Source organism: Flagellimonas yonaguniensis (assembly GCF_029193885.1).
GTDB lineage: Bacteria > Bacteroidota > Bacteroidia > Flavobacteriales > Flavobacteriaceae > Flagellimonas > Flagellimonas yonaguniensis.
Genome location: NZ_JARFVB010000004.1, coordinates 190281 through 211200, shown reverse-complemented (window position 1 = coordinate 211200; position 20920 = coordinate 190281). Strand labels below are relative to the sequence as shown.

Sequence of the window (20920 nt, the reverse complement as noted above, 5' to 3'; positions counted from 1 at the left end):
TAAACAGTAAACAGTAAACAGGAGGTAACTCTCTATGAAGTAAACGACTGCATTGCCACAAGTTTCTTGTAGTTTTTGTCCGCCTTCATCAACTCTTCATGGGTTCCCTGTTCCACGATTTCCCCCTTGCTCATTACTACAATGGTATCAGCATTTTGAATGGTGGATAGTCGGTGTGCAATAACAATGGAGGTACGGTTTTGCATCATTTTTTCCAAAGCATCTTGTACCAATCGTTCGCTTTCTGTGTCCAAGGCTGAGGTTGCCTCGTCCAAAATCATGATAGGTGGATTTTTGAGTACCGCCCTGGCAATGGACAAGCGTTGCTTTTGTCCGCCGCTCAATTTATTGCCGCTATCACCAATATTGGTGTCGTAGCCATGGGGCAAATCCATGATGAAATCGTGGGCATTGGCTACCTTGGCGGCTTCGATGATTTCGTCCATCGTGGCATTCTCCTTGCCAAGGGCTATGTTGCTCTTCACGGAATCGTTGAAAAGAATGGAATCTTGCGTGACCAATCCCATGAGTCCACGAAGCGACTTTTTAGTGATGTTTTTGATGTTGGTACCATCAATCAAGATTTCCCCTTTGTTTACGTCATAGAATCGGGTCGCCAAATTGGCCACGGTACTTTTTCCGCTACCGGATTGACCGACCAAGGCCACTGTACTCCCTTTGTCGACCTTTAGGTTGAAGTTTTTCAACACATAATCGTCCTCATACTTGAACCCAACTTCCCTTAGTTCAATACCAGAAGTGAAATCGATTTTTTCTTCAGCGCCTTCACTATTTTTGATTGGGTTTTCAGATTCGAGAATTTCCAAAACACGTTCGGCGGCAGCATTTCCTTTTTTAACTCCATAAGATGCTTTGCTGATGGCCTTTGCAGGGGTCAAAATATTGAACGCCAGCCCCATGTACGAAATAAAAGAGGCTGCATCCAGAGAGCCTTCTTGGAGTACCATTCTTCCACCAAACCAGAGCAGCACACCAAAAACAACTATCCCAAGGAATTCGCTTGTTGGTGAGGATAGGTTTTGGCGATTCAACAAGGAATTGGAAAACTTGAAAAAACGTGTGGTAGATTCTTTGAAAGTTTGATAAAACCTTGATTCTGAATTAAAAGCCTTGATGACACGGAGTCCACCCAAGGTTTCCTCAACAATGGAAAGGAATTCGCCTTGTTCCTTTTGTACCCTGTCCGATTTCTTTTTCAACGATTTTCCAATTCGCGAAATAATCATCCCTGCAATGGGAATAAAAATGAACACAAAAATGGTAAGCTTCACACTGATGATGAACATTACAATGATCGTGAAAAGAATGGTCAATGGCTCACGTACAATCAATTCCAAAATGGAAAGAAACGAGTGTTGTATCTCCAAAACATCCGAAGTAATGCGAGCGATTACGTCTCCTTTCTTTTTCTCGGAGAAATAGGAAATGGGCAGATCCATGATTTTCTCGTACATCTTGTTTCGAATGTCCTTGAGCACCCCATTTCTTAAAAAAGTAATGAAATACATGGCCAAATAGTTGAAGATGTTCTTGAACAGGAACAAAAACAAGATGAGGCCAACGGCAAAGATGAGCCCTTTCATGGGGTCTTCACCAGAGTACTGGGTCACTTGATAATTCATGTACCCTTCAAAATAATCCTTAAGCTTGCCAACGCCTTCGTATGTCGGAGGCTCGTTGATTTGTTTGGTTTTATCAAAAAGCACGTTGAGCATTGGGATAAGTGCAGCATAGGACAATGCACTAAACAATGCGTAGAGAATATTGAAGAAAATATTCAGAATACCGTATTTGCGGTATGGCACTGCAAACCGGAGAATCTTTTTAAAGTAGTTCATTCACTATAAATTCAGCTCGGATAGGATACCTTCTATTTTGGTTTCCAACTGCGAATTTACGGATTTATAATCGGCTGCTTTGTCCAATTTTGCATTTGCGCTGATGTAGAACTTCACTTTGGGTTCTGTTCCGCTGGGTCGGGCAGCAATCCGGGTTCCGTCTTCGGTCTCATAGATCAATACATTGGACTTGGGCAAGTGAAGCGTAAACTCTTCGTTTGTCTGTACATTTTTAACGATGGACGTGTTGTAATCCTCAATGTACAGTAGTTTTGAACCTTGCACGGTGTCTACCGGGTTTTCTTTGAAATCCTTCAGCATTTGCTTGATTTCTTCCGCACCCCTCATCCCTTTTTTGGTAATGGAAATCAATTTTTCTTTGTAAAAACCAAACGCCACGTAGGCATCTATCAAATCTTTATAAAAGGAGCTCCCATTGGCTTTGGCATTGGCCCCAATCTCACAGGCCAATAGGGTAGAGGTTACGGCATCTTTGTCGCGCACGAAATCCCCAACCATATATCCAAAACTCTCTTCCCCGCCACCGATGAACTCAGAGCTTGGGAAGTCCTTGATCATTTTACCGATCCATTTGAACCCGGTCAAGGCTGTTTTGAACTCCACACCGTACGATTTGGACATTTGCTGCATCATGGGAGTGGAAACAATGGTGGAGGCGATAAACTCGTTGCCCTTGAATCCTTTTTCCTTGTATTGGTCCAGAAGGAACTTGGTCATGAGCACCATGGTCTGGTTTCCGTTCAACAGTTCCATTTTGCCATCCAGATTGCGCACTGCAATGCCCAAACGGTCACTATCAGGGTCGGTGCCCACCACCATATCCGCACCGATTTCCTCGGCTTTGGTAATGGCCATGGACAAGGCTTCTGGTTCTTCGGGATTGGGGGATTCCACTGTGGGAAAATCTCCGTTTGGCTCCGCTTGTTCTTCGATGATGGTAACATTGTTGTAACCTGCTCGCTTCAATACTTCTGGAATGGCAGTGATGGAAGTTCCGTGTAGGGAAGTAAAGACAATTTTAAAGTCGTCCTTTCCCTTGGCATCAAAACTGCCGTTTTTTACGGATGCTTCAAAAAAGGCTTCATCAACCTCTTTGTCGATTAAATGAATAAGGCTTTCGTCTTTATCAAACTTAATGTCCTCAAAAGATAGGGAGTTGATTTCCGCTATGATTTCGCCGTCTTGGGGAGGTACAATCTGTCCGCCATCGGCCCAATATACTTTGTATCCGTTGTATTCTGGAGGGTTGTGGGAAGCCGTCAGTACGATTCCCGCATGGCAACCCAAATATTTTACTGCAAAGGACAACTCAGGTGTAGTCCTTAAATCCGAAAATAAATGTACCCTGATGCCATTGGCGGAGAACACTTCTGCTACCGTTTTGGCCAAGGATTGGGAGTTATGTCTACAATCGTATGCTATCACGACCTTTAGGTCGTCGTCGGTGTAGGATTTTTTAAGATAATTACTGAGTCCCTGGGTGTTTTTTCCCAAGGTGTATTTGTTGATTCTGTTGGTACCTACGCCCATTACACCTCGCATGCCTCCTGTTCCAAACTCCAAATCTTTATAAAAACGTTCCTTGAGTTCCTCTGGATCGTTGTCTATCAGGTGTTTGATTTCCTTTTTCGTTTCTTCATCAAAAAAATCGGTCAACCAAGATTGCGCTGTAGCTGTAATGGAATCCATAGTGTTTATAGTTGTTTAGATGTTTAAAAATACAAAGTTTATAGGGTTTAGGAATGGCCTAGAGGTTAATTTTATCGGAGATGTTGTATCGGGTGTCGTTTTTTCGAGATCGTACCATGATCTCTCCGAGAAAACCTGCCAAAAACAATTGTGTACCAATGATCATCGCAGTCAATGATATATAAAATTGGGGTCGCTGCGTGATCAATCGCCCTGTTGGGTTCAAAAAGAGTTTGTCGATACCTAAATAGAGGGCAAACCCGAATCCCACAATAAACATAAGAACACCCCAGGCACCAAAGAGATGCATAGGCCTACGGCCAAATTTGGACACGAACCAGATAGTGATCAAATCCAAAAAACCATTGATGAAACGTTCCGCACCAAATTTGGTGGAACCATATTTACGGGCTTGGTGCTGCACTATTTTCTCCGTAATGTCTGAGAACCCTGCATTTTTGGCCAATACGGGGATATATCGGTGCATTTCCCCAGAAACTTCGATGGTTTTTACCACCTTATGGTTGAAGGCCTTGAGCCCGCAGTTAAAGTCGTGCAGTTTTACTCCAGAAGTTGTACGTGCTGCCCAGTTGAACAGTTTGGACGGGATATTTTTTGTGATGACGGAGTCGTACCGTTTCTTTTTCCAGCCCGAGACAACATGGTGTCCCCCTTGGATGATCATTTGGTACATTTCGGGGATTTCTTCGGGATTGTCCTGTAAGTCGGCATCCATGGTGATGACCACGTCGCCTAGAGCAGCTTTGAAACCTGCATGAAGTGCCTGTGATTTTCCGTAATTCTTCAGGAACCGAATGCCTTTTACATTTTCATTGATTTTGGAGAGCTCGGAAATGGTCTTCCAAGATTCGTCGGTGCTACCATCATCAATAAGGATGATTTCATAAGAAAAATGATTGGACTGCATCACTTGTACAATCCAATCATGTAGTTCTTTAAGCGATTCTTGCTCGTTGAGTAAAGGAATTACAATGGAAATCTGCATTGTTTGATTCTGGAATTCCCTTCAAAAGTAGTATTTTTTGTTTTAGTAATCCGCTTTGGACTTTTTCAAGATTAAGCCAGTAACAAGACCCAAGACCAGACCGAGCACAGAGTTCATAATTAAAAGAACGGGATACTGGATCCAAGCAAAGCTTTTTTGCATTTCCACGCCTTGTTCCCATTGCTCCTCTGTCATGTTCGGATTTTGGGCCATTGCTTTTGGTTTGGCGATTTCCATGGCTTTGTCCATAAAGTCGGGCTCAATATAGTTGGTGAGCACAAACTGATAGAGTAAGGAAATTATGGCCCCGACCAAGGCGATTCCTACGCCAATTTTTAAAGCTTCCGAAATGGATAAATACCCGCCATTGGCTTTTTTAAAGGCGTTTACACCCACAAAGATGATGGCCGCCAAGAGCACGATTGAAATAACGATTACCGCTGTGCTTGTCTCGTAGTGCATTTTTTGGGTGTAGAGCATAACGCCGAACACCACTCCGATTACACCTAACAACAGTCCGTAGTTAAGTGCAAATTTTCCCGTTTTGGGTTGTTGTTCTTCCATGATTTTTAAAATTAGTGTTGCTTACAAAAGGTTAGTTATCGAATGCTTACATTTGTTACATATAAATTTAACTTTATTTTTTTAGTCATTTTAAGTTGGAGGTGTCAAAGAAATCATTAAATTTGCACCCTGAAAATTCTGAGATTAAGCATTTAAGACGATGAGAAAAGGTATACACCCAGAAAACTATAGATTGGTTGCTTTTAAAGACATGTCCAACGATGATGTGTTCATTACAAAGTCCACTGCTGAAGCGAAAGAGACCATCACTGTTGATGGTGTTGAATACCCTTTGGTAAAATTGGAAATTTCAAGAACTTCCCACCCATACTACACAGGTAAGACCAAATTGGTCGATACCGCTGGTAGGATTGACAAGTTCAAGAACAAGTACAAGAAATTCAAGAAAGAAGAGAAGAAGGCCGAGTAGGTCATACTTTTCAACGAAATATAGGAACGCTCTCGATACTTTTCGAGGGCGTTTTTTATTTTTACAGTATTCAAAGCTGCGCTATGAACTATATCCTTTCCGATGGTAACCACCGCGAAGACCTTTTTCCTTTTACGTTCACGCGTCCCGTATCCGAGATTCGTGTGGGTATTATGACCATTTGCGAAAAATGGGAAAAATGGTTGAATGCGTCCGTAAGCCATCAAACCGAGGCATATCTTTCGGAAAAATTCCCGTTGACGGTCACGGCTGAAAACACTGTGATCAATGGCAGTTATTTGCCCAATGAAAATTTGGTAAAGGCCATAAACAATTTAAAGATGGGCGAGGCTTTGATCGGGGAGGACAGTTATATCGCCTACGTCACGGAAAATCTGGAAACGGGTTTTGAGGAATCGGCATATACCGCCATTCCTTATGAAGACGAGGTTTTGACCATTAAAAATACATGGGATATCTTTTCCAACAATGCTGTTGCTCTTCAAGCTGATTTTGATTTGATTACCAAGGGAAGAAAAAGTCAACCTATTCCCGATACAAACCAAGTAAAGAGTCCTGAGAACATCTTTATCGAGGAAGGTGCCACGGTGGAGTTTTGTATTTTAAATGCTTCCACGGGGCCCATTTACATTGGCAAAAACGCCTTGATGATGGAGGGCTGTACCGTTCGTGGTGGATTGGCCCTTTGCGAAAACGCCATTTTAAAGATGGGCGCCAAAATCTATGGGGCGGTAACGGCTGGACCTGGGTGCAAGCTCGGTGGTGAGGTCAACAATGCGGTGCTGTTCGCCAACTCGAACAAAGGACATGATGGCTTTTTGGGGAACTCGGTGCTAGGGGAGTGGTGCAATATTGGCGCAGACACCAACACCTCCAATTTAAAAAACAATTACGCGCCTGTGCGCCTATGGAACTACAAAACCGAAGGTTTTGCCAAAACAGGCTTGCAGTTTTGTGGTTTGATGATGGGCGACCACAGCAAGTGTGGCATCAATGTGATGTTCAACACCGGAACCGTGGTAGGCGTGAGCGCCAACATTTTTGGAAGCGGATTCCCTAGAAACTTCATCCCCAGTTTTAGTTGGGGTGGGGCTACCGCAGGCTACACCGTATTTAGGACCAACAAGGCTTTTGAGGTGGCAGAGGCTATGATGAAGCGCCGAAATGTGGAATTCAACGATACCGAAGCCAAAATTTTGGAGCAGGTGTTTGAGCTGACTCAAAAGTGGCGGAATTACTAGAGACTACTCGAGTTTTCCCATCAATCCCCAACCATTGGCTTTGTCAATGACCACACAGTGCAAGATATTGTAACCCTTTTTAAGATGCAGAGGCAGTTTGTTGGCACCCAAACCTAAATGGCCTTGAAACTGGTTGTTTTTGGACCTGAACGCATTATTGCCGTAAAAAATGGGCTCTCCGTTCAAGAACACAATAATTTTATCACTAAAATCAAAAGAAAAAAACTTGGTCTGGTCCTCGGTTACAGCAATAGTTGTAGAAGCTACCGTATAGGCTTCTTGATTTCTCTCAAAATTGCCCGAAGAGGGTTTTGCCAAATATCTGGAAATGGGTAACAAGCCTGATTGTTCTGTGTGAACAGTAATGGTCTTTGCCTTTTCAAAACCTTTAAAGTCTATTTGATCCTCAATATAAGGTTGGGCCTCAGTAAGGTCCCATTCCCCGATGATACCTTTCTCAGGAGTAACAATGGGGTAGGGCTCTTTGGCCATTGCTTCGCCCGTTGGGGTAATGGTAATGTTGGAAAACCGATTACCGAACAGTGCCCAAATCCCGACTTCACCCGAAAGGTTGCCTGATTTTAACCGCTCCACCTGCAATACTTTCTCGCCGTTCACAAATACGGTGGCGGTCACGTTCTCCACTTCCACGCGTAAATGGTTCCATCCTTCAGCTTTAAAAGCCACTTGCGCCTGATGTTCGGGGTACAACTGCCAGTTGCTCTCACCGTGGTAGGTAGGCGTGTACTGTACCGCATCCACTTGTTGCGATTTGTGCATGCGCATATAGACTTCTTCAAAGTTTTGGTCTTGTTTGCGGAATAAGAAACCCGCAAAGCTACGTTTGGTGTTGGCGTACACCTCCATTTCCAGCACTCCGTTGGAAAATTCGACATTGCTCGCAAAGGCTTTGCCATCCAAAACTAGGGTAGGACGACCATCAAAAGTTTCAAAGGCGAGTTGACTGCCTTTGGCAGCCGTCCAGTGCTCAGGTGCTAGGGGAATAGTGGTGGTTTGCCCATGAATGGGTAGGGTTGCTAGAAACAAGCTGAGAAGCAAGGGTAGGCGAAATGGAATCATCTGTTTGTTTTTTTGTTGATGAATAACAACCTATCTGTCGGAATGAAAAGGAAACCCTATCATCAAGCAAGAAAAAAAAACAACTTCTGCCATATCATTCGATTGTATCCCTGTTCTTAGGTTAGTGTACTTGCCAATTAAAAGCATTTTGTTTTGGAACCATGGACGGAACATAAGGATGATGGGATAAGGTCTGAAATTATCGATCAATTGATGCTTTTTAGTTTTCTGAATTCGCTGGGGTTCATTCCTTTGTATTTGTTGAAAATACGGTTGAGGTGGCTTTCATCGGTAAAATTGAGCTCATAGGCAATTTCGTTGATTCGCATATCGCTGTGCAGTAATCTTGTTTCTACCAAACGTATTTTATAGTTTATAATGTAGTTTTGAAGTGTTTCCCCTGTTTGTTTCTTAAAATATCTTCCCAGATAATTAGGCGAAATGTTGAAATGTTGACTTAATTTTTCAGCAGTCAGGTTCTTGGGCTCAAAGATGTTTTCTTGAATATAATTCAACATTTCCAATACAGGTTCGCCTGTGGTCTCCTTGATGTTCTTGGGTAATTTCAAGGCTATGTTTCTTGCTACTACAGTAATGATGGTGTTAATGATCTGCTCTGAAATTCGTGTGTAATATAATTGTTGGTTGGCTTGTTCATTGAGAATTGAGTTGACGAGCGAGGCAATTAGGGGTTTGTCGTTTTTGTTTTTTAGGATACACCCCGGTTTGTGACTTGCATTTTGTAAAATGTACTCAAGCTGCTTTATTGCATCATTATCCTTATCGACCCTGTCTTTGATGTACAATTCATTAAAACGGATAAAGAAAAATGTGGTAGGGGTTTCTATATTGAATGTATAGATATCCTGAGGTGTCAACAAAAACAAATTGCCCTTACGGTAATTAAAGTGATTTTTGTTCACGGTCTGTATACCTGTTCCTTCAACTATATGTATCAACTCAAAGAAGTTGTTGCGCTTGGCAGTTTTGCTGAATCGCTGTAATTCTTTCAATTCTATTTCATATTGTCTGTGCAAAACTGTTCCCCTCATGGGTGTGAAAATACAAATTATGTGTAAAAATGTACAAGTATATATGATGTGTGATTGTATAATTTTGCTTTAAATCAAATAGAGGAGAGGTGTTTTCCGGTATTGGTTGCACTATCCGAAACTTATTCACAATTAATCAATTAAAATCAAAAATGAAATCATTTAAATTCCTTTTTATCTTTTTGTTCGCATTTCAGTTTACAATGGCACAGAACGCATTGCCAAAAAAAATGAAAACCCAATTTGTGGGCACTTGGTCTTTGGTTGCCATAGAAAATACCAATGCAGATGGTAGCAAGACATTTCCGTATGGAGAAAAGCCTGAAGGGTTGCTCTTTTTTACTGAAAATGGAGAGTATGCCATTCAAATCTTGAAAGCGGAACGTCCCAAAGTGAAAGCCAATGATAAGAGCAGGGCAACACCAGAAGAAAACGTGGCATTGGTCAAGGGCGGTAATTCACATTTTGGGACATACTCGGTGGATGCGACGAACCATACCATTAAATTCAATGTGGAACATGCTTTTTATCCCAATTGGGAGGGTGTGGAACAGATCCGTTCCTATACACTCAAGAATGGTCTGCTGTCCTATATTGTAACCAATACCACTAATGGTGGAGCCATTACGGCCAAAGTTGTTTGGAAGAAGAAATAAGGATGATTTTCATTTCACGGCCTTTGGAACATCCAAGGGGGTTTTATAGCGATAAAATGAAAAGGGGGTGTTTGCCCCCCCTTTTTATTGATATAAATCGAGGTGTATCTATAAGGTAATGCTTAAAAACCCATCCTTTTGCAGATTGAACCCGTACAGAATACCATTGGCCACCACATCCATTTGCTTGGGCAGTTGGTTGGCATCAACGCCAAATTTTTTCAGGGAAAAACCGCACGCCAGTAGCTTTATTTTTTCACTTTGGGCCAAGTCCAAAAATGGCTGCATGGTTTCCAAATTGGTCAACTCTTTCACGGTCTCTCCGCAGATGACCACGTGAAACTCCCCAAATTTGCTACCATCTTTGGTGCCGAGTTCATCGGCAGCCAACAAGATGGCCTTCAATTGCGGTATTTTACGGGTAAGTACAAAATAATTGTTTTTGTCCTTTAGATAAGTGCTCTGTGCGCTTACTTCGGTTATCCCACCAAATAGTGTTATGGCCATGATGGCCAAGGTGATAATGTTTTTCATGATTTTTGTTTTTTAAGATTAGAATTCAATACAAAAAATAAGAGTCCACCCAAAATGGCGATATTTTTGAACAGAGGGCCCACCGTGGTTATTTGCCCCACTTGGATGGTCAAAGTGATGGGAACAAGGACACAAATAAGTACAATGGCGGCCATACGGGTCTTTATCCCGACCAAAAACGAGATGCCGGCAATTAGCATTATTATTCCAGAGACCAAAACGACTATGCTTGGAGGTCCCAAAACATGGCCCAGCACACCAAATTTGGCATTTTCGATGCGTGCAACGGCCTTATCGGTGTTGATCAAATGGTTTAAACTGGCCACGATGAATATCAAACTCAACATGATCCGTAGCACTGTAAGAGAATTACGGTTGACTTCTATTTTGTTGTTTTGCATGATTTTGTCTTAATGAAATTGATAATCGGTCCCCGGTAATTGTGACAATACGTTTTTGCCTAGATCCAATGCCTGTGCCCGGCCATCCAAAGTAGGGGCAATGGTACCTTTTTCTTTCAAATACTCCTCGATAACATCATGGATGGTATAGTCCATTACCTCGGTTTCCACGGTGTTGGGCATACGACACAATGTAGGCAACGGTTCACCCTCTCTACGGCAGGCGGACATGGTGTACAGTTTGTCTTCCTTGATTGGCTCCCCTCCAATTTTTATGGATGCTACTCGCTCGCCCTTGGGCTTGTTGGCATAAAAGGTAAGTTCCATGCCCGAAAAGCGGACCAACCATCCACCAAAACGTTCGGTGGGGTTTTGGGCGAACACATTGTGCAACTCTTTTTCAAGCCAATTCTTTATCTGTTTGCCGCTGGCCTTTCCAATTTTTACTTTTTCGTTTACGGGGAGCATACTCCAAAGGTCAGCTTTCGTAATGGGGGATTTGCCACCTTCTTCAACAGAAATGGGCGTACTGAACCGGAATCCGTTGGAAATGGACACATCCACACCCGTTTTCCATCGGGCGGCATCGGTAATAAAGTTGTCCATGGGGTTTTCCACTACAAAATAGCGGTAGAGCGGAACACTGGTATATCCCAAAACCTGTTGGGCCTCTTTTTGATAGGGAGCGGTGGCTTCATCGATGATCGAAGCGACCTTTGAGTCGGCTACATACTTTTCGGGGTCAACTTCCATCAGGTCGTAGGCCTCGTTTACGATTTTCCCATTCTTAATGGTCAAGGTCAATTTGCCCACGAAAGAGGCAAATGCCCCTGGCTCGGTAACCTTGGTGTATTTGGCCTGCAAAGGTTTGCGAATACGTTCGTGGGTGTCGTTGCCCAGTACGTAATCCACACGCTCTAAGGCAGGGTTGTTGGCCAGGTCGTATTGTTTGCTGATGCCGATATGGGTCACCAAAAATAGCACATCCACTCCTTGCTTATCCTTGAGCTCGCTGATCAAGGCTCCCAAATTGGCATCGATGGGGTCAAAGCGAATGCCTTCGCTGAACGATGGGTTTTGACGCACTGGAATTTCAGAGTCGTTATAGGAGATGAACCCTAGTTTTACACCTTTGAGCTCTTTTACAAAATATTGTGGAAACAAGGATTCCCCTGTGGGCTCGTGGTACATATTGGCCGAGATTACCGGGGTATCGTACTGGGTAAGTACATCCATCATGGTCTGTTTGCCGTACACCACCTCCCAGTTCCCGGGAATAAGAAAGTCATAACCCATTTCTTGGATAATGGGGGCGAAGGCCTTGCCTTCAGACAAAGCGGCATAAGCACTTCCTTGAATGAGGTCGCCGCCATCCAAAATAAGGGTGCCTTCGGGGTTTTGGCTGCGTTCGTCCTCAAAAAGGGTTTTTACATGGGCCAATCCGCCCAATTTTCTAAAGGTAATTTGTTCGTTTTCCCAAAACAGTTCGTCGTGGGGGAACAGCTGACCGTGAATATCGGCCGTTTGTAATATGGTAATGGTCTGTTCGGTGTCTTGCGTGGGTTTTTTGCCCTCTTTGCAAGCGGACAGGGTTCCGATGAGTAGGGCGATTAGGCCCAAATATTTAATGGATTGCATGTTTTAATTTTATAATTAGTCTTAGATAGGGGTTGCGTGCCGTGCCTCTTAATGAGGAAGACTAATTATGAGTAGACCTTGAATTGCCTATAGAGAATATAAAAAGGAACATTCGAAACCAAGCTTTGCTTTGCAGTAACGTAAACGGTGTCTTCACTGTTTGGTAAAGAGTGAAAGTTAGGTGTTGGGACAACAGGCAATACAGGAGTTACCATTCCCAAAACGTTTGTGAAAGTTCCCTCCGTTTGCTGTGCAATCCCGTACGAAACACAGGATTTGGTCGAAACTGTGGTTTTGAGTTTGTTGGAGACCTCCGATTTTTCCAGCCCAAGGGAATGCTCCAAGGAATTACGGACTTTGCAGGGCGCCACCAACAGCATTCCTGCTAACAAAGCGATGAACAGGATGCGGAGGTCGAATGTGGATGTACGGATGTCCGTCATATTCCAAAGAAAAAACCAATTCTGCATAAATGCTGTAACTAAAGTTACAGAAGTATGTTTTAACTGAAAACCCTGTACTGTATTTATTGGTACATTAATGGAGTGTTTAGAAGGTTTTATCCGAAATATTCCTCGTAGTTCTGTGTAGCCATTAATCAAAAGTTTTTGGGGTAATGGGAGTTAATTGGGAAAGTGGAACTTCATAATAGGGAGCTCCCTTGTTTTGCTTGACGGGGAATTTTAAAATTTCGGAACGTTGGATATACCCCAGAATGTGCACTTGGTTGGGTTGAACGGTTTCGTTGTATTTAACACCGATGTAAATGTCCTTTGGTTTGTCCCTGACATCGTGGATTTTGGGTATTAGATAGCGAAAATGGTTCTTGGTCGCGGATTTGATCTCAACTTTCTTGGCATTGATGATCATATCACAATCATCCACAATACCGGAATCATCAAGTCCTTTGGCCGATTGTTCTACCTTGAAGTTGCCCTTTAGCCATTTGCTTGCCAATAGTTCACAAACAATCCCTCTCCAAGCTTCCACATTGGTGTAGCGCCAACTGCCCGCTTCTATTTTTTCAAAAGCTTCAATTTGTTGCTTCGCAAACTGTATGTTTTCTGCTGTGACGGTTAGTGTAGTCATAACTTTCATTTTTGACAATGAACAAAAACTCCGTGTTTTTTTCTTTTTTGTGCTTCCCTGTGATCTGATAGTTATGTTTACGCTCCATTACTTCTACATCATCCGAATATTTACGTAGTAAATCAAGGAGTTCCTCTTTACTGGGGTACGAAGCATTGTTATAACTCAAATACCAATATTTGAAATTACCGAGTTTGGAAAACAATTGGTCAAACAGTTCGATTGCGGAATTTTTATTGACAAAATTGTTTTCAAAAGGTTGGGTCACTTCCGAAGTTATAAAATCATCCACCAGACCGTAGAACCCAAAATAATTGTTCATTGTTCCCGTGTAAGGCGGGTCCAAATAGATGATATCGGCCTTGACCGTGTCCAAGAGGTTGAAAATATCATCGTTGTACGCAACATTTTTCTTGTTGTTGGAAAAAATGGCCTGGTTGTATTCATCCAGGTTTTGAAGAAAGTGGTGTTTGAACGATTGGTTGTGGTACGCCCTTCTTCTTTTGTACTTTTTATAGCTGTATTCCTCATCACGTAGTTGAACGATTTTGTCCCAATTCAGGGTAAAGCGGGAATACGGCATTTTGCGGATCATGGCTCTTCGCATCAAGGCGAATGCCAATGATTTTTTCTCTTCGGATTCCAATAGTTCGATGTTTTGCCTGTAGCGATCGAGTTCTTTGCATTCCTGAGGGAAAAAATAGACTTCTGCATAGTTTTCATACATAAACCCTTCCATGGGTTCTCCGCTGAAGATGGTTTCAATGTCAGGCTCATCGAGCAATACATCATTGTTCGTGATCAGTGCATTGGCAATGTGGTAATTGATTTTCAGAATGTCGTTGGTGTAGACTTCCAGACCTCTACATTTTGCTTCGTAACTCAATGAACAACCGCCCGAAAAAGCATCAAATAGTGTATGGGCATCATTTGGAAATTGGTCGCATATCCACTTTGCAATTTTTTCTTTGTTGCCGATGTAATTGACCTTTGGATATTTAAACATTCTCACTCATTTTAATAATTGTGCTTGCAATGGCTTCGGCCATTTTTGGCGGGACTGAATTCCCAACCTGTTGTTGTTGTGATATTTTAGGTCCTTTAAAAACAAAATCATCGGGGAAGGATTGGAGTTTTGCCAGTTCCCGAACGGTCAAAGCCCTGTTTTGTTCGTAATGGAATATTTTTCTCATGTCCCCCGTTACCGTGACAGAGGGTTTATCGCTAGCGTATTTTATATATTTTCGAACATCGCCCGATTTGGGCCTGATCTGGACCGGAATCTCAGTTCGGTCACCACCATCGGAGACAAAGCTCATTTTGTGCAGCATTTGCTCGGAATGGGACATGGCGATATGATTTGGAATACTGGATTCTTGACCTGATTCCAATTTTGGATAGCAGGATAAGGCTTCTTTGACGGTGGCATAGGCTTCCACCTCTTTTTGAGGGAATATGATTTCTTGACGGTTTTTGGAGCCTATAAAAATGACCCGTTTCCTGATTTGGGGCACGCCGTAATCTGCGGAATTGAGGATTTTACATTCCACCTGATAGCCCAATGCTTCAAAATCGTCTATGATTTCTTTGCGGGTGTTCCCTTTATTGTGGTTGTACAGCCGGGCCACATTTTCCATGACAAAGAATTTGGGCCGAACGATTTTTACAACCCTCACGAATTCTTTGAACAGTCTATTTCTGGGGTCGTCAATGAATTTTCTCCCGATATTTCCAGCAATACTGAAACCTTGACAAGGTGGCCCTCCAATGACCACATCGATGTCGTCATATTCCTTCAGGTATTCAAGTTCGGAATCCGAAACCCTGCAAATGTCTTTTTGGATCAAATTATGGGAGGGGAAGTTGTACTGGTAGGTTTCACAAAAACTAGGTTCAATGTCCACTGAAAATACGTTTTGGAACCCTTTGTTGTCAAACCCAAGGGAAAAACCGCCGGCCCCGGAGAATAAATCAATATAGTTCAAGGTTTTGCTCATAGTTCCAGTTTTCCCTGTTTAACCTTGGTGTTGCGATAATAGTTGGCGGTATCTTCCGCAACGGCAAACACGGATTCCGAACACTTGTACTTGAATGCTTCCCTGGCAAATTTGTCCGCAAAAAACAAGTCGGTTATTTGTTGCAGTTCCATCCCAAACAAACTGGAGAGCTCTTTGAGTTTGGATCTGCTGAATTTTTGACTGCCGTTTTCGATACGGCTGATTGCACTGGTATTGATTCCGATTTTTGTACCGAATTGGGTTTGCGTCCACTCCCGCTTTTCTCTTTCTGTTTTGATGAATTTTCCGAAACTTGCCATCTCCTTGACTTGACCTATTTTTAGCAAATGTAAACTTAATTTGCAAATTTTTCATCAAGTTGGGTTTGAACAACAAAGTTGGACTTGAATAGTGAACAGATTTTATAAATAAAAAAAGCCAGTAGCAATGTACCACTGGCTTTTTGATTTTAAGATAAATCCATCTACTCAGAAACTATGGGTAACGTTACTTGTGATGGGTATGCTTTGGAATGGTGTATCTTGTTATGGGCAACAATTCCCTCTTTTTCATCGTAATTATTACCTCCTGTGTTCAAATTTCGAGCAAAACGGGGAAAATTACTGCTAGAGACCTCAATACGAATGCGATGTCCTTTTTTGAAGTAATTACTGGTGGACATCGGAGTCAAGTCTATTTTGTAGACTTCCCCTTCTTCCATAAACACTTCTTTGTCATATCCTTCACGATATCTTGCCCGTTGAATGGTCTCATCCAAATTGTATGCACTGCCATCGGGGTATACGTCGATTAATTTGATGGTAAAATCGGTATCTTTCACATCGGAGGACACGTAAAGCGTGGATTCGATAAAGCCTGTTATTTCGACACCTTCTTCCAATACATCGGAAGTGTACACCAAAATATCGTCCCTCGTTTCCATCTGCTGCTGATCGTAAGCACCACCTTTGACCGCATTTCCGGTACAGCATACATTTCCGCCATAAGAGGGTACTGGAACCATGGGGTCGTAAGTGAAACCATCAGGATTGTCCGTATCCGCTTTTTTTGTGGATAATGTTCCACCGCCGAAGGAGCTATTGGCCCCACCGTCACTGTTCAGGTAATAGGTGGTTGGTTTGGCATTTTTGGGTGGCCAGGTTTCGGAAGCCTGCCATTTGTTGCTACCCATGGTGTAATATTGGACCCTTGGCGTTTTTTCTTTGAAATCATTGTCCTCTCCTTTGAGCCACATATCAAACCAACCATAGATCTGCTCATCATAGTTGAGTCTGGCATCGCCGACACTACGTTCGCCAACAATGGTGTTTTCCGTTGCTCGGGTATAACCACAATGTAGGGTAGGGGCAATTACCAAATATTGATTGTCCCTGACCGTTTTGTCCTTTGCGTTGTTCCTCACATGGTTGAACAAGGCAATGTTCGGAGTAATGGATACATCATACCAAGAGGCAAACCAAAAACTCGGAACACCGATGTCCATATCATCGTGATAAAGTCCTCCTTTGAACCAATCTTCGTCGTTTGGTTTGCGGCGAATCATTTTGTCAAAAATCTCGTACTTTCCGTTGATGTTTTTCAGAATATCCTGGATGGGCAAGTGACTTAATGCTTCGGACATGTCCACCGGTGGGTTTTCGGGAGCCAAATCGTAAAATCTGGAAATTCGAATCAAATCCTCTTGCGTAGCACCTGCTGGAATACGCGGCTTGAACTTGTCCTGCTCCACACCATAGAGCCATGCGAAGAACAACATCTGTTCCGCTCCACCTCGATACCAGTTTCCTTGTTCCATAAGGTCGCCCACTCTACCTACACCGGCACCAAATCCCTGGGGCACCATGGCGGCATGGGAGGGGTGATCAAGGGCGGCAACGGCCATTTGCCATTCCGCGGTCGAAGAGCATCCCAAGGTGCCTATTTTACCATTGGACCAAGGTTGGTCTTTCATCCAGCTAAAAGCATCGTAGCCATCCGTCAGTGGAACTCCCAAAATGTCCCATTCCCCTTCGGAGAAATATCTTCCCCGTTCGTTCTGGACTACATAGGCGTAACCCCGTTTTACAGCTTCCAAAGCCCTACTGGCCGTTCGGGTTCTTTGCTCCCCATCTCCCCATGAATTGAAGTTGTATGGGGTCCGGGAAAAAATGATGGGTACTTTTTTATCAGTTTTAGGACGATAGATGTCCGTTGCCAAACGGATACCATCGCGCATGGGCATCATTACTTTTTGATCGATAATGGCAATTTCCCCAAGTTCTTGAAGAACCTTGTTTTGAGCATTTAGGGTAAAATGACCTGTAAGGAGACAGATCAACACCAATACCATTGGAATAGCGTGCTTTTTCATATTTAGTTGGTTGGTTTTGAGTTACTTAATTTTTTTGTGATTGTCCTAAGCCAACATTGGTTTAGAGGGTAGCTTCGGATTGAAATTGTTGGTAGTGTAAGTTAATGCAAAAAAGCCCATGAATAAAGGAAATGCAACAAATAACATGGGTTTTATCAACAGATTGCCCATGTGATTTCCAAAATATGGTAATCGTACTGAATCCAGAGGATATAATAACGGGTCAGTTTGGGAACAAAAACCCCCAGCACCACTGGTACGTTGGTAACTGGGGGCCCCATCATCAATCAAAGTAAAGGCAAATAACTAACTTTTATGAGTTTCCGTACATATTGGATTCTCCTCCGTCTATGGCGATGGTTTGGCCACTTACATAGCCATTTTCTTCACTCAATAGGAATGAAACAACTGTGGCTACCTCCTTGGGCAAACCAAGTCTTTTGGTAGGGTTGCGCTGTGCGTATTCTGTCTCTGCCGCTTTTGGGTCGTCTGGGTTGACTTGTTTAAAGGCTTCGGCCACCATCGGGGTCAAAATTGCCCCAGGAGCAATGGCGTTGGTCAAGATACCATCACGGCCATATTCCAAAGCAGCATTTTTGGTCATGCCCGATACCGCATGCTTGGAAGCAACATACGCTGTTTGGTTGGCAACACCCCTGATTCCACCTACGGATGCCACGTTTACGATTTTACCATAGTTCTGTTTCTGCATTACGGGAATTACGTAGCGCATTCCGTAGTATACGCCCATCAGGTTGATGTCGATGACCTTTTTGAATACTTCTTGATCGTACTCTGTCAATGGCGCTTGTTTACCTTCGATACCTGCGTTGTTGTAGAACCCATCGATGCGACCAAAGGTCTCCACTGTTTTTTCGACGTAGTTTTTTACAGCTTCTTCGTTGGAAACATCAGCTTCAACGGTCAATAATTCCACATCGGCATTGATGTCCTTCAGTTTTTTGACGGCATCTTCCAAAGCTTCGCCATTATAGTCGACTAGGACTAATTTAGCTCCTTTTTCAGCCAGATATTCTGCTGTGGCAAGCCCCAATCCCATGGCGGCTCCCGTTATTATGATTACGTTGTCTTTCATGTTGGAATTTTTATGTGTCTGCTATACTGTTCCGGCCATTTTTACATGGCTTTTGAATTTTTTCATGAACGTTGCGAACTCTGGTCCGAATTCCTCGAACATTTCATGGTTCCGATTTCTCAGCATTACCTCGGAAAATAATTTGAGGCCTACAAGAAACTCAATATTATCGCTTTGCTCCTTGAACAATTTTTTGTTCTTTATGAGTTCCACCAATTGCATGATATCGTCGTGGTTCTCAAATTGGAACTCCAACGTTTTACCGTCAGAGGTCCCATTTTTGAGTGCTTTTTCCTTCAGATGGATTTGATATGTATTAAACTTCTTGTCCATTTTTAATTAGTCGATTCTTAGGGAAAGCATCCCGATGGAACCTCCAACGGTTTTATCGTTGAACAGGTCTATCGATTCTTTTTTGTCTTTGAGTCCCAAAACATAGATCAAAGGCAAATAATGCTCTGGCGTAGGTATGGAAAGAGCAAAACTGCTGCCTTGCTTTTCATAATCAATCAAAGCCTGATGGTTCCCGTCCATGATGTAGGACTTCATCTTTTCATTGGCTTCTTCGGCCCAGTCCCAAGCATAGGTGTCATTCAGTTTGTCCCATTTTACCTTGCGCAGGTTGTGCACCACGTTTCCACTACCTACGATCAACACGCCCTTGTGTCGCAACGCCTCTAGTTGTTGTGCCAGTTCATAATGGTATTTGGGAGGTTTTGTGTAATCCAAGCTCAACTGGATCACAGGTACATTGGCATCGGGGTACATGTGCCTGATCACGCTCCAAGCCCCATGATCTAGACCCCAATGGGTATCAAGTTCCACATCGGTCTTGGTAATGATCTCTTTGGTTATCCGAGCTAGTTCGGGACTTCCGGGTGCAGGATATTGCACATCGAACAGCGCTTGCGGAAATCCACCAAAATCGTGAATGGTTGGGGGATTTTGCATAGCGGTCACCTTGGTGCCCTTGGTCTCCCAGTGTGCGGATATGCAAAGGATGACCTTGGGACGGATCACTTCCTTGCCCATTCTCCTAAAATTGGCGACAAATTCATTTTCCTCGATGGCGTTCATGGGACTGCCATGCCCCAAGAACAATACAGGCATTTTCTGCGTAAAAGGCAGGCTCTCATTGAGGGAACGCAAGGTTTGTAAATCTGTCATGGGAATGGACCTTTCATATCATTTCTAAATGATATGTTTTGACCACAAAGTTTGGATTTATCCAAAAGCAATGGGTAATACCTTTGGGAAGAAGTGTTGTACTTTTAGGAAATAAGCTGTTTCATTTCTTTACGGAAGGCGGTTGGGGTATAGCCGGTTTTACGCTTGAAGACCTTGGAAAAGTAGGCTTTTTCGTTGTAACCGATTTCAAAACCGATTTCTGCGATGGTCTTGTTACTGTTGACCAATAGATTTTTGGCTTCGTTGAGCTTGCGGGTCTCGATGATTTCGCCCGCGCTTTGCTGCATCACTTCTTGGCATACGATATTGAGGTTCCGTTCACTCATAAAAAGCTTTTCGGCATAGAAGGATATTTTAACGTTACGCCTGAAATTCTCTTCCAGAATATGCAGAAAATGGGTGTAGGTCTCGGAAGCTGAATTAGCGGAGTCTGATTGGATATTGGTGGGCCTTTCGTGGTTGATGATGGTGAGCAAGGTCATAAACAATTGTTTGATTACGATAAGTCCTGGGGCGGGACGTTGGGTTTCGTCGTACATCATTTGGCACAGGGTCATGAGCCTATCAAAACATTGGTCGCCGGGCAGGGTAACATTGGCCCGATTGTGAAAGTAGCTGTACATCTTAAAAATGACCTCGGACATGAATTCGCTGCGAAATCGGATGACCCATAGGTCGCATTCGCCTTCGTGCACTTGTGGACGGAGGAGATGGGGCTTTCCCATGGTCACGAAACTCACAAAGGGAGCGTAGACGGTTTCGTCCTCAAAATCGATAAAGTGGGAAATTTTACCCTTGGCACCAATGATCAATTCTTCAAAATCATGCACATGGGGTTCAATTTTTTGGCCTTCCAAGGCTTTGGCCTCTTCAGTAGTGTACCTGAATATTTTGAAGAGTTGTTCCAAGGGCGAATCAATTTATCTTCAATTAAGAAAATAGCATTCGGCAAATTTACGGGAAAATGATTGTTCCGCCCAATCACTT

22 protein-coding genes are annotated in these 20920 nt (G+C 43.1%); 3 read left to right on the top strand and 19 right to left on the bottom strand.

Annotated elements, in window-relative coordinates; translation table 11 throughout:
* Positions 1 to 32: 32 nt before the first annotated feature.
* The 4 genes from PY092_RS09155 to PY092_RS09140 are packed head-to-tail and all read right to left on the bottom strand — an operon-like array spanning position 33 to position 5139.
* Complete coding sequence (locus PY092_RS09155) at positions 33 to 1859, bottom strand: ABC transporter ATP-binding protein (RefSeq protein WP_275615549.1); 1827 nt, start codon at positions 1857 to 1859, stop codon at positions 33 to 35.
* Between the two features lie 3 nt (positions 1860 to 1862).
* On the bottom strand, positions 1863 to 3569 hold the full coding sequence (locus tag PY092_RS09150) for a phospho-sugar mutase (RefSeq protein ID WP_275615548.1): 1707 nt from the start codon (positions 3567 to 3569) through the stop codon (positions 1863 to 1865).
* Between the two features lie 58 nt (positions 3570 to 3627).
* Entirely contained in the window at positions 3628 to 4575 is a 948-nt protein-coding gene (locus tag PY092_RS09145) for a glycosyltransferase family 2 protein (RefSeq protein WP_275615547.1), read from the bottom strand.
* Positions 4576 to 4617: 42 nt separating this feature from the next.
* Positions 4618 to 5139 carry a DUF4199 domain-containing protein gene (locus tag PY092_RS09140; RefSeq protein WP_275615546.1) on the bottom strand — a complete coding sequence of 174 codons (522 nt, stop codon included), beginning with the start codon at positions 5137 to 5139 and terminating at the stop codon, positions 4618 to 4620.
* Between the two features lie 160 nt (positions 5140 to 5299).
* Between PY092_RS09140 and PY092_RS09135 the strand changes: the two genes are divergently transcribed.
* Positions 5300 to 5569, top strand: a complete 270-nt coding sequence (locus PY092_RS09135; protein WP_275615545.1) for a type B 50S ribosomal protein L31 — start codon at positions 5300 to 5302, stop codon at positions 5567 to 5569.
* A gap of 83 nt (positions 5570 to 5652) precedes the next feature.
* The gene (locus tag PY092_RS09130; protein WP_275615544.1) at positions 5653 to 6831 is read left to right on the top strand and encodes a GlmU family protein; all 1179 of its coding nucleotides are present in this window, start codon (positions 5653 to 5655) and stop codon (positions 6829 to 6831) included.
* 3 nt (positions 6832 to 6834) lie between these two features.
* Here PY092_RS09130 and PY092_RS09125 read toward each other — a convergent pair whose 3' ends face one another.
* Both PY092_RS09125 and PY092_RS09120 read right to left on the bottom strand, forming a co-directional pair.
* Positions 6835 to 7911 (bottom strand): 3-keto-alpha-glucoside-1,2-lyase-like domain-containing protein, encoded by a 1077-nt coding sequence (locus tag PY092_RS09125; RefSeq protein ID WP_275615543.1) that lies wholly within the window; start codon positions 7909 to 7911, stop codon positions 6835 to 6837.
* A 206-nt stretch (positions 7912 to 8117) separates the two neighbouring features.
* Positions 8118 to 8963, bottom strand: coding sequence for an AraC family transcriptional regulator (locus PY092_RS09120; protein ID WP_275615542.1), 846 nt, complete (start codon positions 8961 to 8963; stop codon positions 8118 to 8120).
* Between the two features lie 152 nt (positions 8964 to 9115).
* Here PY092_RS09120 and PY092_RS09115 point away from each other — a divergent pair, with 152 nt between their 5' ends.
* Positions 9116 to 9619 (top strand): lipocalin-like domain-containing protein, encoded by a 504-nt coding sequence (locus PY092_RS09115; RefSeq protein WP_275615541.1) that lies wholly within the window; start codon positions 9116 to 9118, stop codon positions 9617 to 9619.
* A gap of 108 nt (positions 9620 to 9727) precedes the next feature.
* Here the strand turns inward: PY092_RS09115 and PY092_RS09110 are convergent, their stop codons facing one another.
* From PY092_RS09110 to PY092_RS09050, 13 genes are all read right to left on the bottom strand, one after another.
* Positions 9728 to 10153: a sulfur reduction protein DsrE gene (locus PY092_RS09110; protein ID WP_275615540.1), complete on the bottom strand. Its 426-nt coding sequence runs from the start codon at positions 10151 to 10153 to the stop codon at positions 9728 to 9730.
* A complete protein-coding gene (locus tag PY092_RS09105; protein WP_275615539.1) occupies positions 10150 to 10554 on the bottom strand; it encodes a DoxX family protein in 405 nt (134 codons plus the stop codon). The genes PY092_RS09110 and PY092_RS09105 overlap by 4 nt, the downstream gene beginning before the upstream one ends.
* Before the next feature lie 9 nt (positions 10555 to 10563).
* Complete coding sequence (locus PY092_RS09100; RefSeq protein ID WP_275615538.1) at positions 10564 to 12192, bottom strand: bifunctional metallophosphatase/5'-nucleotidase; 1629 nt, start codon at positions 12190 to 12192, stop codon at positions 10564 to 10566.
* A gap of 65 nt (positions 12193 to 12257) precedes the next feature.
* The gene (locus PY092_RS09095; protein WP_275615537.1) at positions 12258 to 12662 is read right to left on the bottom strand and encodes a hypothetical protein; all 405 of its coding nucleotides are present in this window, start codon (positions 12660 to 12662) and stop codon (positions 12258 to 12260) included.
* 124 nt (positions 12663 to 12786) lie between these two features.
* Positions 12787 to 13281 (bottom strand): hypothetical protein, encoded by a 495-nt coding sequence (locus PY092_RS09090; RefSeq protein ID WP_275615536.1) that lies wholly within the window; start codon positions 13279 to 13281, stop codon positions 12787 to 12789.
* Positions 13226 to 14287: a DNA adenine methylase gene (locus tag PY092_RS09085; protein WP_275615535.1), complete on the bottom strand. Its 1062-nt coding sequence runs from the start codon at positions 14285 to 14287 to the stop codon at positions 13226 to 13228. The genes PY092_RS09090 and PY092_RS09085 overlap by 56 nt, the downstream gene beginning before the upstream one ends.
* On the bottom strand, positions 14280 to 15278 hold the full coding sequence (locus PY092_RS09080) for a DNA cytosine methyltransferase (RefSeq protein WP_275615534.1): 999 nt from the start codon (positions 15276 to 15278) through the stop codon (positions 14280 to 14282). Before PY092_RS09080 ends, PY092_RS09085 begins: the two co-directional genes overlap by 8 nt.
* The gene (locus PY092_RS09075) at positions 15275 to 15598 is read right to left on the bottom strand and encodes a helix-turn-helix domain-containing protein (RefSeq protein ID WP_275615533.1); all 324 of its coding nucleotides are present in this window, start codon (positions 15596 to 15598) and stop codon (positions 15275 to 15277) included. The genes PY092_RS09080 and PY092_RS09075 overlap by 4 nt, the downstream gene beginning before the upstream one ends.
* Positions 15599 to 15762: 164 nt before the next feature.
* On the bottom strand, positions 15763 to 17649 hold the full coding sequence (locus PY092_RS09070) for a CocE/NonD family hydrolase (protein ID WP_275615532.1): 1887 nt from the start codon (positions 17647 to 17649) through the stop codon (positions 15763 to 15765).
* Positions 17650 to 17962: 313 nt separating this feature from the next.
* On the bottom strand, positions 17963 to 18745 hold the full coding sequence (locus tag PY092_RS09065) for a glucose 1-dehydrogenase (RefSeq protein WP_275615531.1): 783 nt from the start codon (positions 18743 to 18745) through the stop codon (positions 17963 to 17965).
* A 21-nt stretch (positions 18746 to 18766) separates the two neighbouring features.
* Positions 18767 to 19078 (bottom strand): DUF3861 domain-containing protein, encoded by a 312-nt coding sequence (locus PY092_RS09060; protein ID WP_275615530.1) that lies wholly within the window; start codon positions 19076 to 19078, stop codon positions 18767 to 18769.
* A 6-nt stretch (positions 19079 to 19084) separates the two neighbouring features.
* Positions 19085 to 19912, bottom strand: a complete 828-nt coding sequence (gene ygiD / locus PY092_RS09055; RefSeq protein ID WP_275615529.1) for a 4,5-DOPA-extradiol-dioxygenase — start codon at positions 19910 to 19912, stop codon at positions 19085 to 19087.
* Positions 19913 to 20016: 104 nt separating this feature from the next.
* A complete protein-coding gene (locus PY092_RS09050) occupies positions 20017 to 20841 on the bottom strand; it encodes a helix-turn-helix domain-containing protein (RefSeq protein WP_275615528.1) in 825 nt (274 codons plus the stop codon).
* Positions 20842 to 20920 lie beyond the last annotated feature (79 nt).

What these genes read in the sequence shown, in the direction of transcription:
- PY092_RS09105 (WP_275615539.1), bottom strand. Translation starts at nt 10,554, where the DNA reads ATGCAAAACAACAAAATAGAAGTCAACCGTAATTCTCTTACAGTGCTA.
- PY092_RS09110 (WP_275615540.1), bottom strand. Translation starts at nt 10,153, where the DNA reads ATGAAAAACATTATCACCTTGGCCATCATGGCCATAACACTATTTGGT.
- PY092_RS09065 (WP_275615531.1), bottom strand. Translation starts at nt 18,745, where the DNA reads ATGAAAGACAACGTAATCATAATAACGGGAGCCGCCATGGGATTGGGG.
- PY092_RS09070 (WP_275615532.1), bottom strand. Translation starts at nt 17,649, where the DNA reads ATGAAAAAGCACGCTATTCCAATGGTATTGGTGTTGATCTGTCTCCTT.
- PY092_RS09145 (WP_275615547.1), bottom strand. Translation starts at nt 4,575, where the DNA reads ATGCAGATTTCCATTGTAATTCCTTTACTCAACGAGCAAGAATCGCTT.
- PY092_RS09135 (WP_275615545.1), top strand. Translation starts at nt 5,300, where the DNA reads ATGAGAAAAGGTATACACCCAGAAAACTATAGATTGGTTGCTTTTAAA.
- PY092_RS09060 (WP_275615530.1), bottom strand. Translation starts at nt 19,078, where the DNA reads ATGGACAAGAAGTTTAATACATATCAAATCCATCTGAAGGAAAAAGCA.
- PY092_RS09095 (WP_275615537.1), bottom strand. Translation starts at nt 12,662, where the DNA reads ATGCAGAATTGGTTTTTTCTTTGGAATATGACGGACATCCGTACATCC.
- PY092_RS09115 (WP_275615541.1), top strand. Translation starts at nt 9,116, where the DNA reads ATGAAATCATTTAAATTCCTTTTTATCTTTTTGTTCGCATTTCAGTTT.
- ygiD (WP_275615529.1), bottom strand. Translation starts at nt 19,912, where the DNA reads ATGACAGATTTACAAACCTTGCGTTCCCTCAATGAGAGCCTGCCTTTT.
- PY092_RS09100 (WP_275615538.1), bottom strand. Translation starts at nt 12,192, where the DNA reads ATGCAATCCATTAAATATTTGGGCCTAATCGCCCTACTCATCGGAACC.
- PY092_RS09080 (WP_275615534.1), bottom strand. Translation starts at nt 15,278, where the DNA reads ATGAGCAAAACCTTGAACTATATTGATTTATTCTCCGGGGCCGGCGGT.
- PY092_RS09130 (WP_275615544.1), top strand. Translation starts at nt 5,653, where the DNA reads ATGAACTATATCCTTTCCGATGGTAACCACCGCGAAGACCTTTTTCCT.
- PY092_RS09090 (WP_275615536.1), bottom strand. Translation starts at nt 13,281, where the DNA reads ATGACTACACTAACCGTCACAGCAGAAAACATACAGTTTGCGAAGCAA.
- PY092_RS09075 (WP_275615533.1), bottom strand. Translation starts at nt 15,598, where the DNA reads ATGGCAAGTTTCGGAAAATTCATCAAAACAGAAAGAGAAAAGCGGGAG.
- PY092_RS09125 (WP_275615543.1), bottom strand. Translation starts at nt 7,911, where the DNA reads ATGATTCCATTTCGCCTACCCTTGCTTCTCAGCTTGTTTCTAGCAACC.
- PY092_RS09155 (WP_275615549.1), bottom strand. Translation starts at nt 1,859, where the DNA reads ATGAACTACTTTAAAAAGATTCTCCGGTTTGCAGTGCCATACCGCAAA.
- PY092_RS09085 (WP_275615535.1), bottom strand. Translation starts at nt 14,287, where the DNA reads ATGTTTAAATATCCAAAGGTCAATTACATCGGCAACAAAGAAAAAATT.
- PY092_RS09140 (WP_275615546.1), bottom strand. Translation starts at nt 5,139, where the DNA reads ATGGAAGAACAACAACCCAAAACGGGAAAATTTGCACTTAACTACGGA.
- PY092_RS09150 (WP_275615548.1), bottom strand. Translation starts at nt 3,569, where the DNA reads ATGGATTCCATTACAGCTACAGCGCAATCTTGGTTGACCGATTTTTTT.
- PY092_RS09120 (WP_275615542.1), bottom strand. Translation starts at nt 8,963, where the DNA reads ATGAGGGGAACAGTTTTGCACAGACAATATGAAATAGAATTGAAAGAA.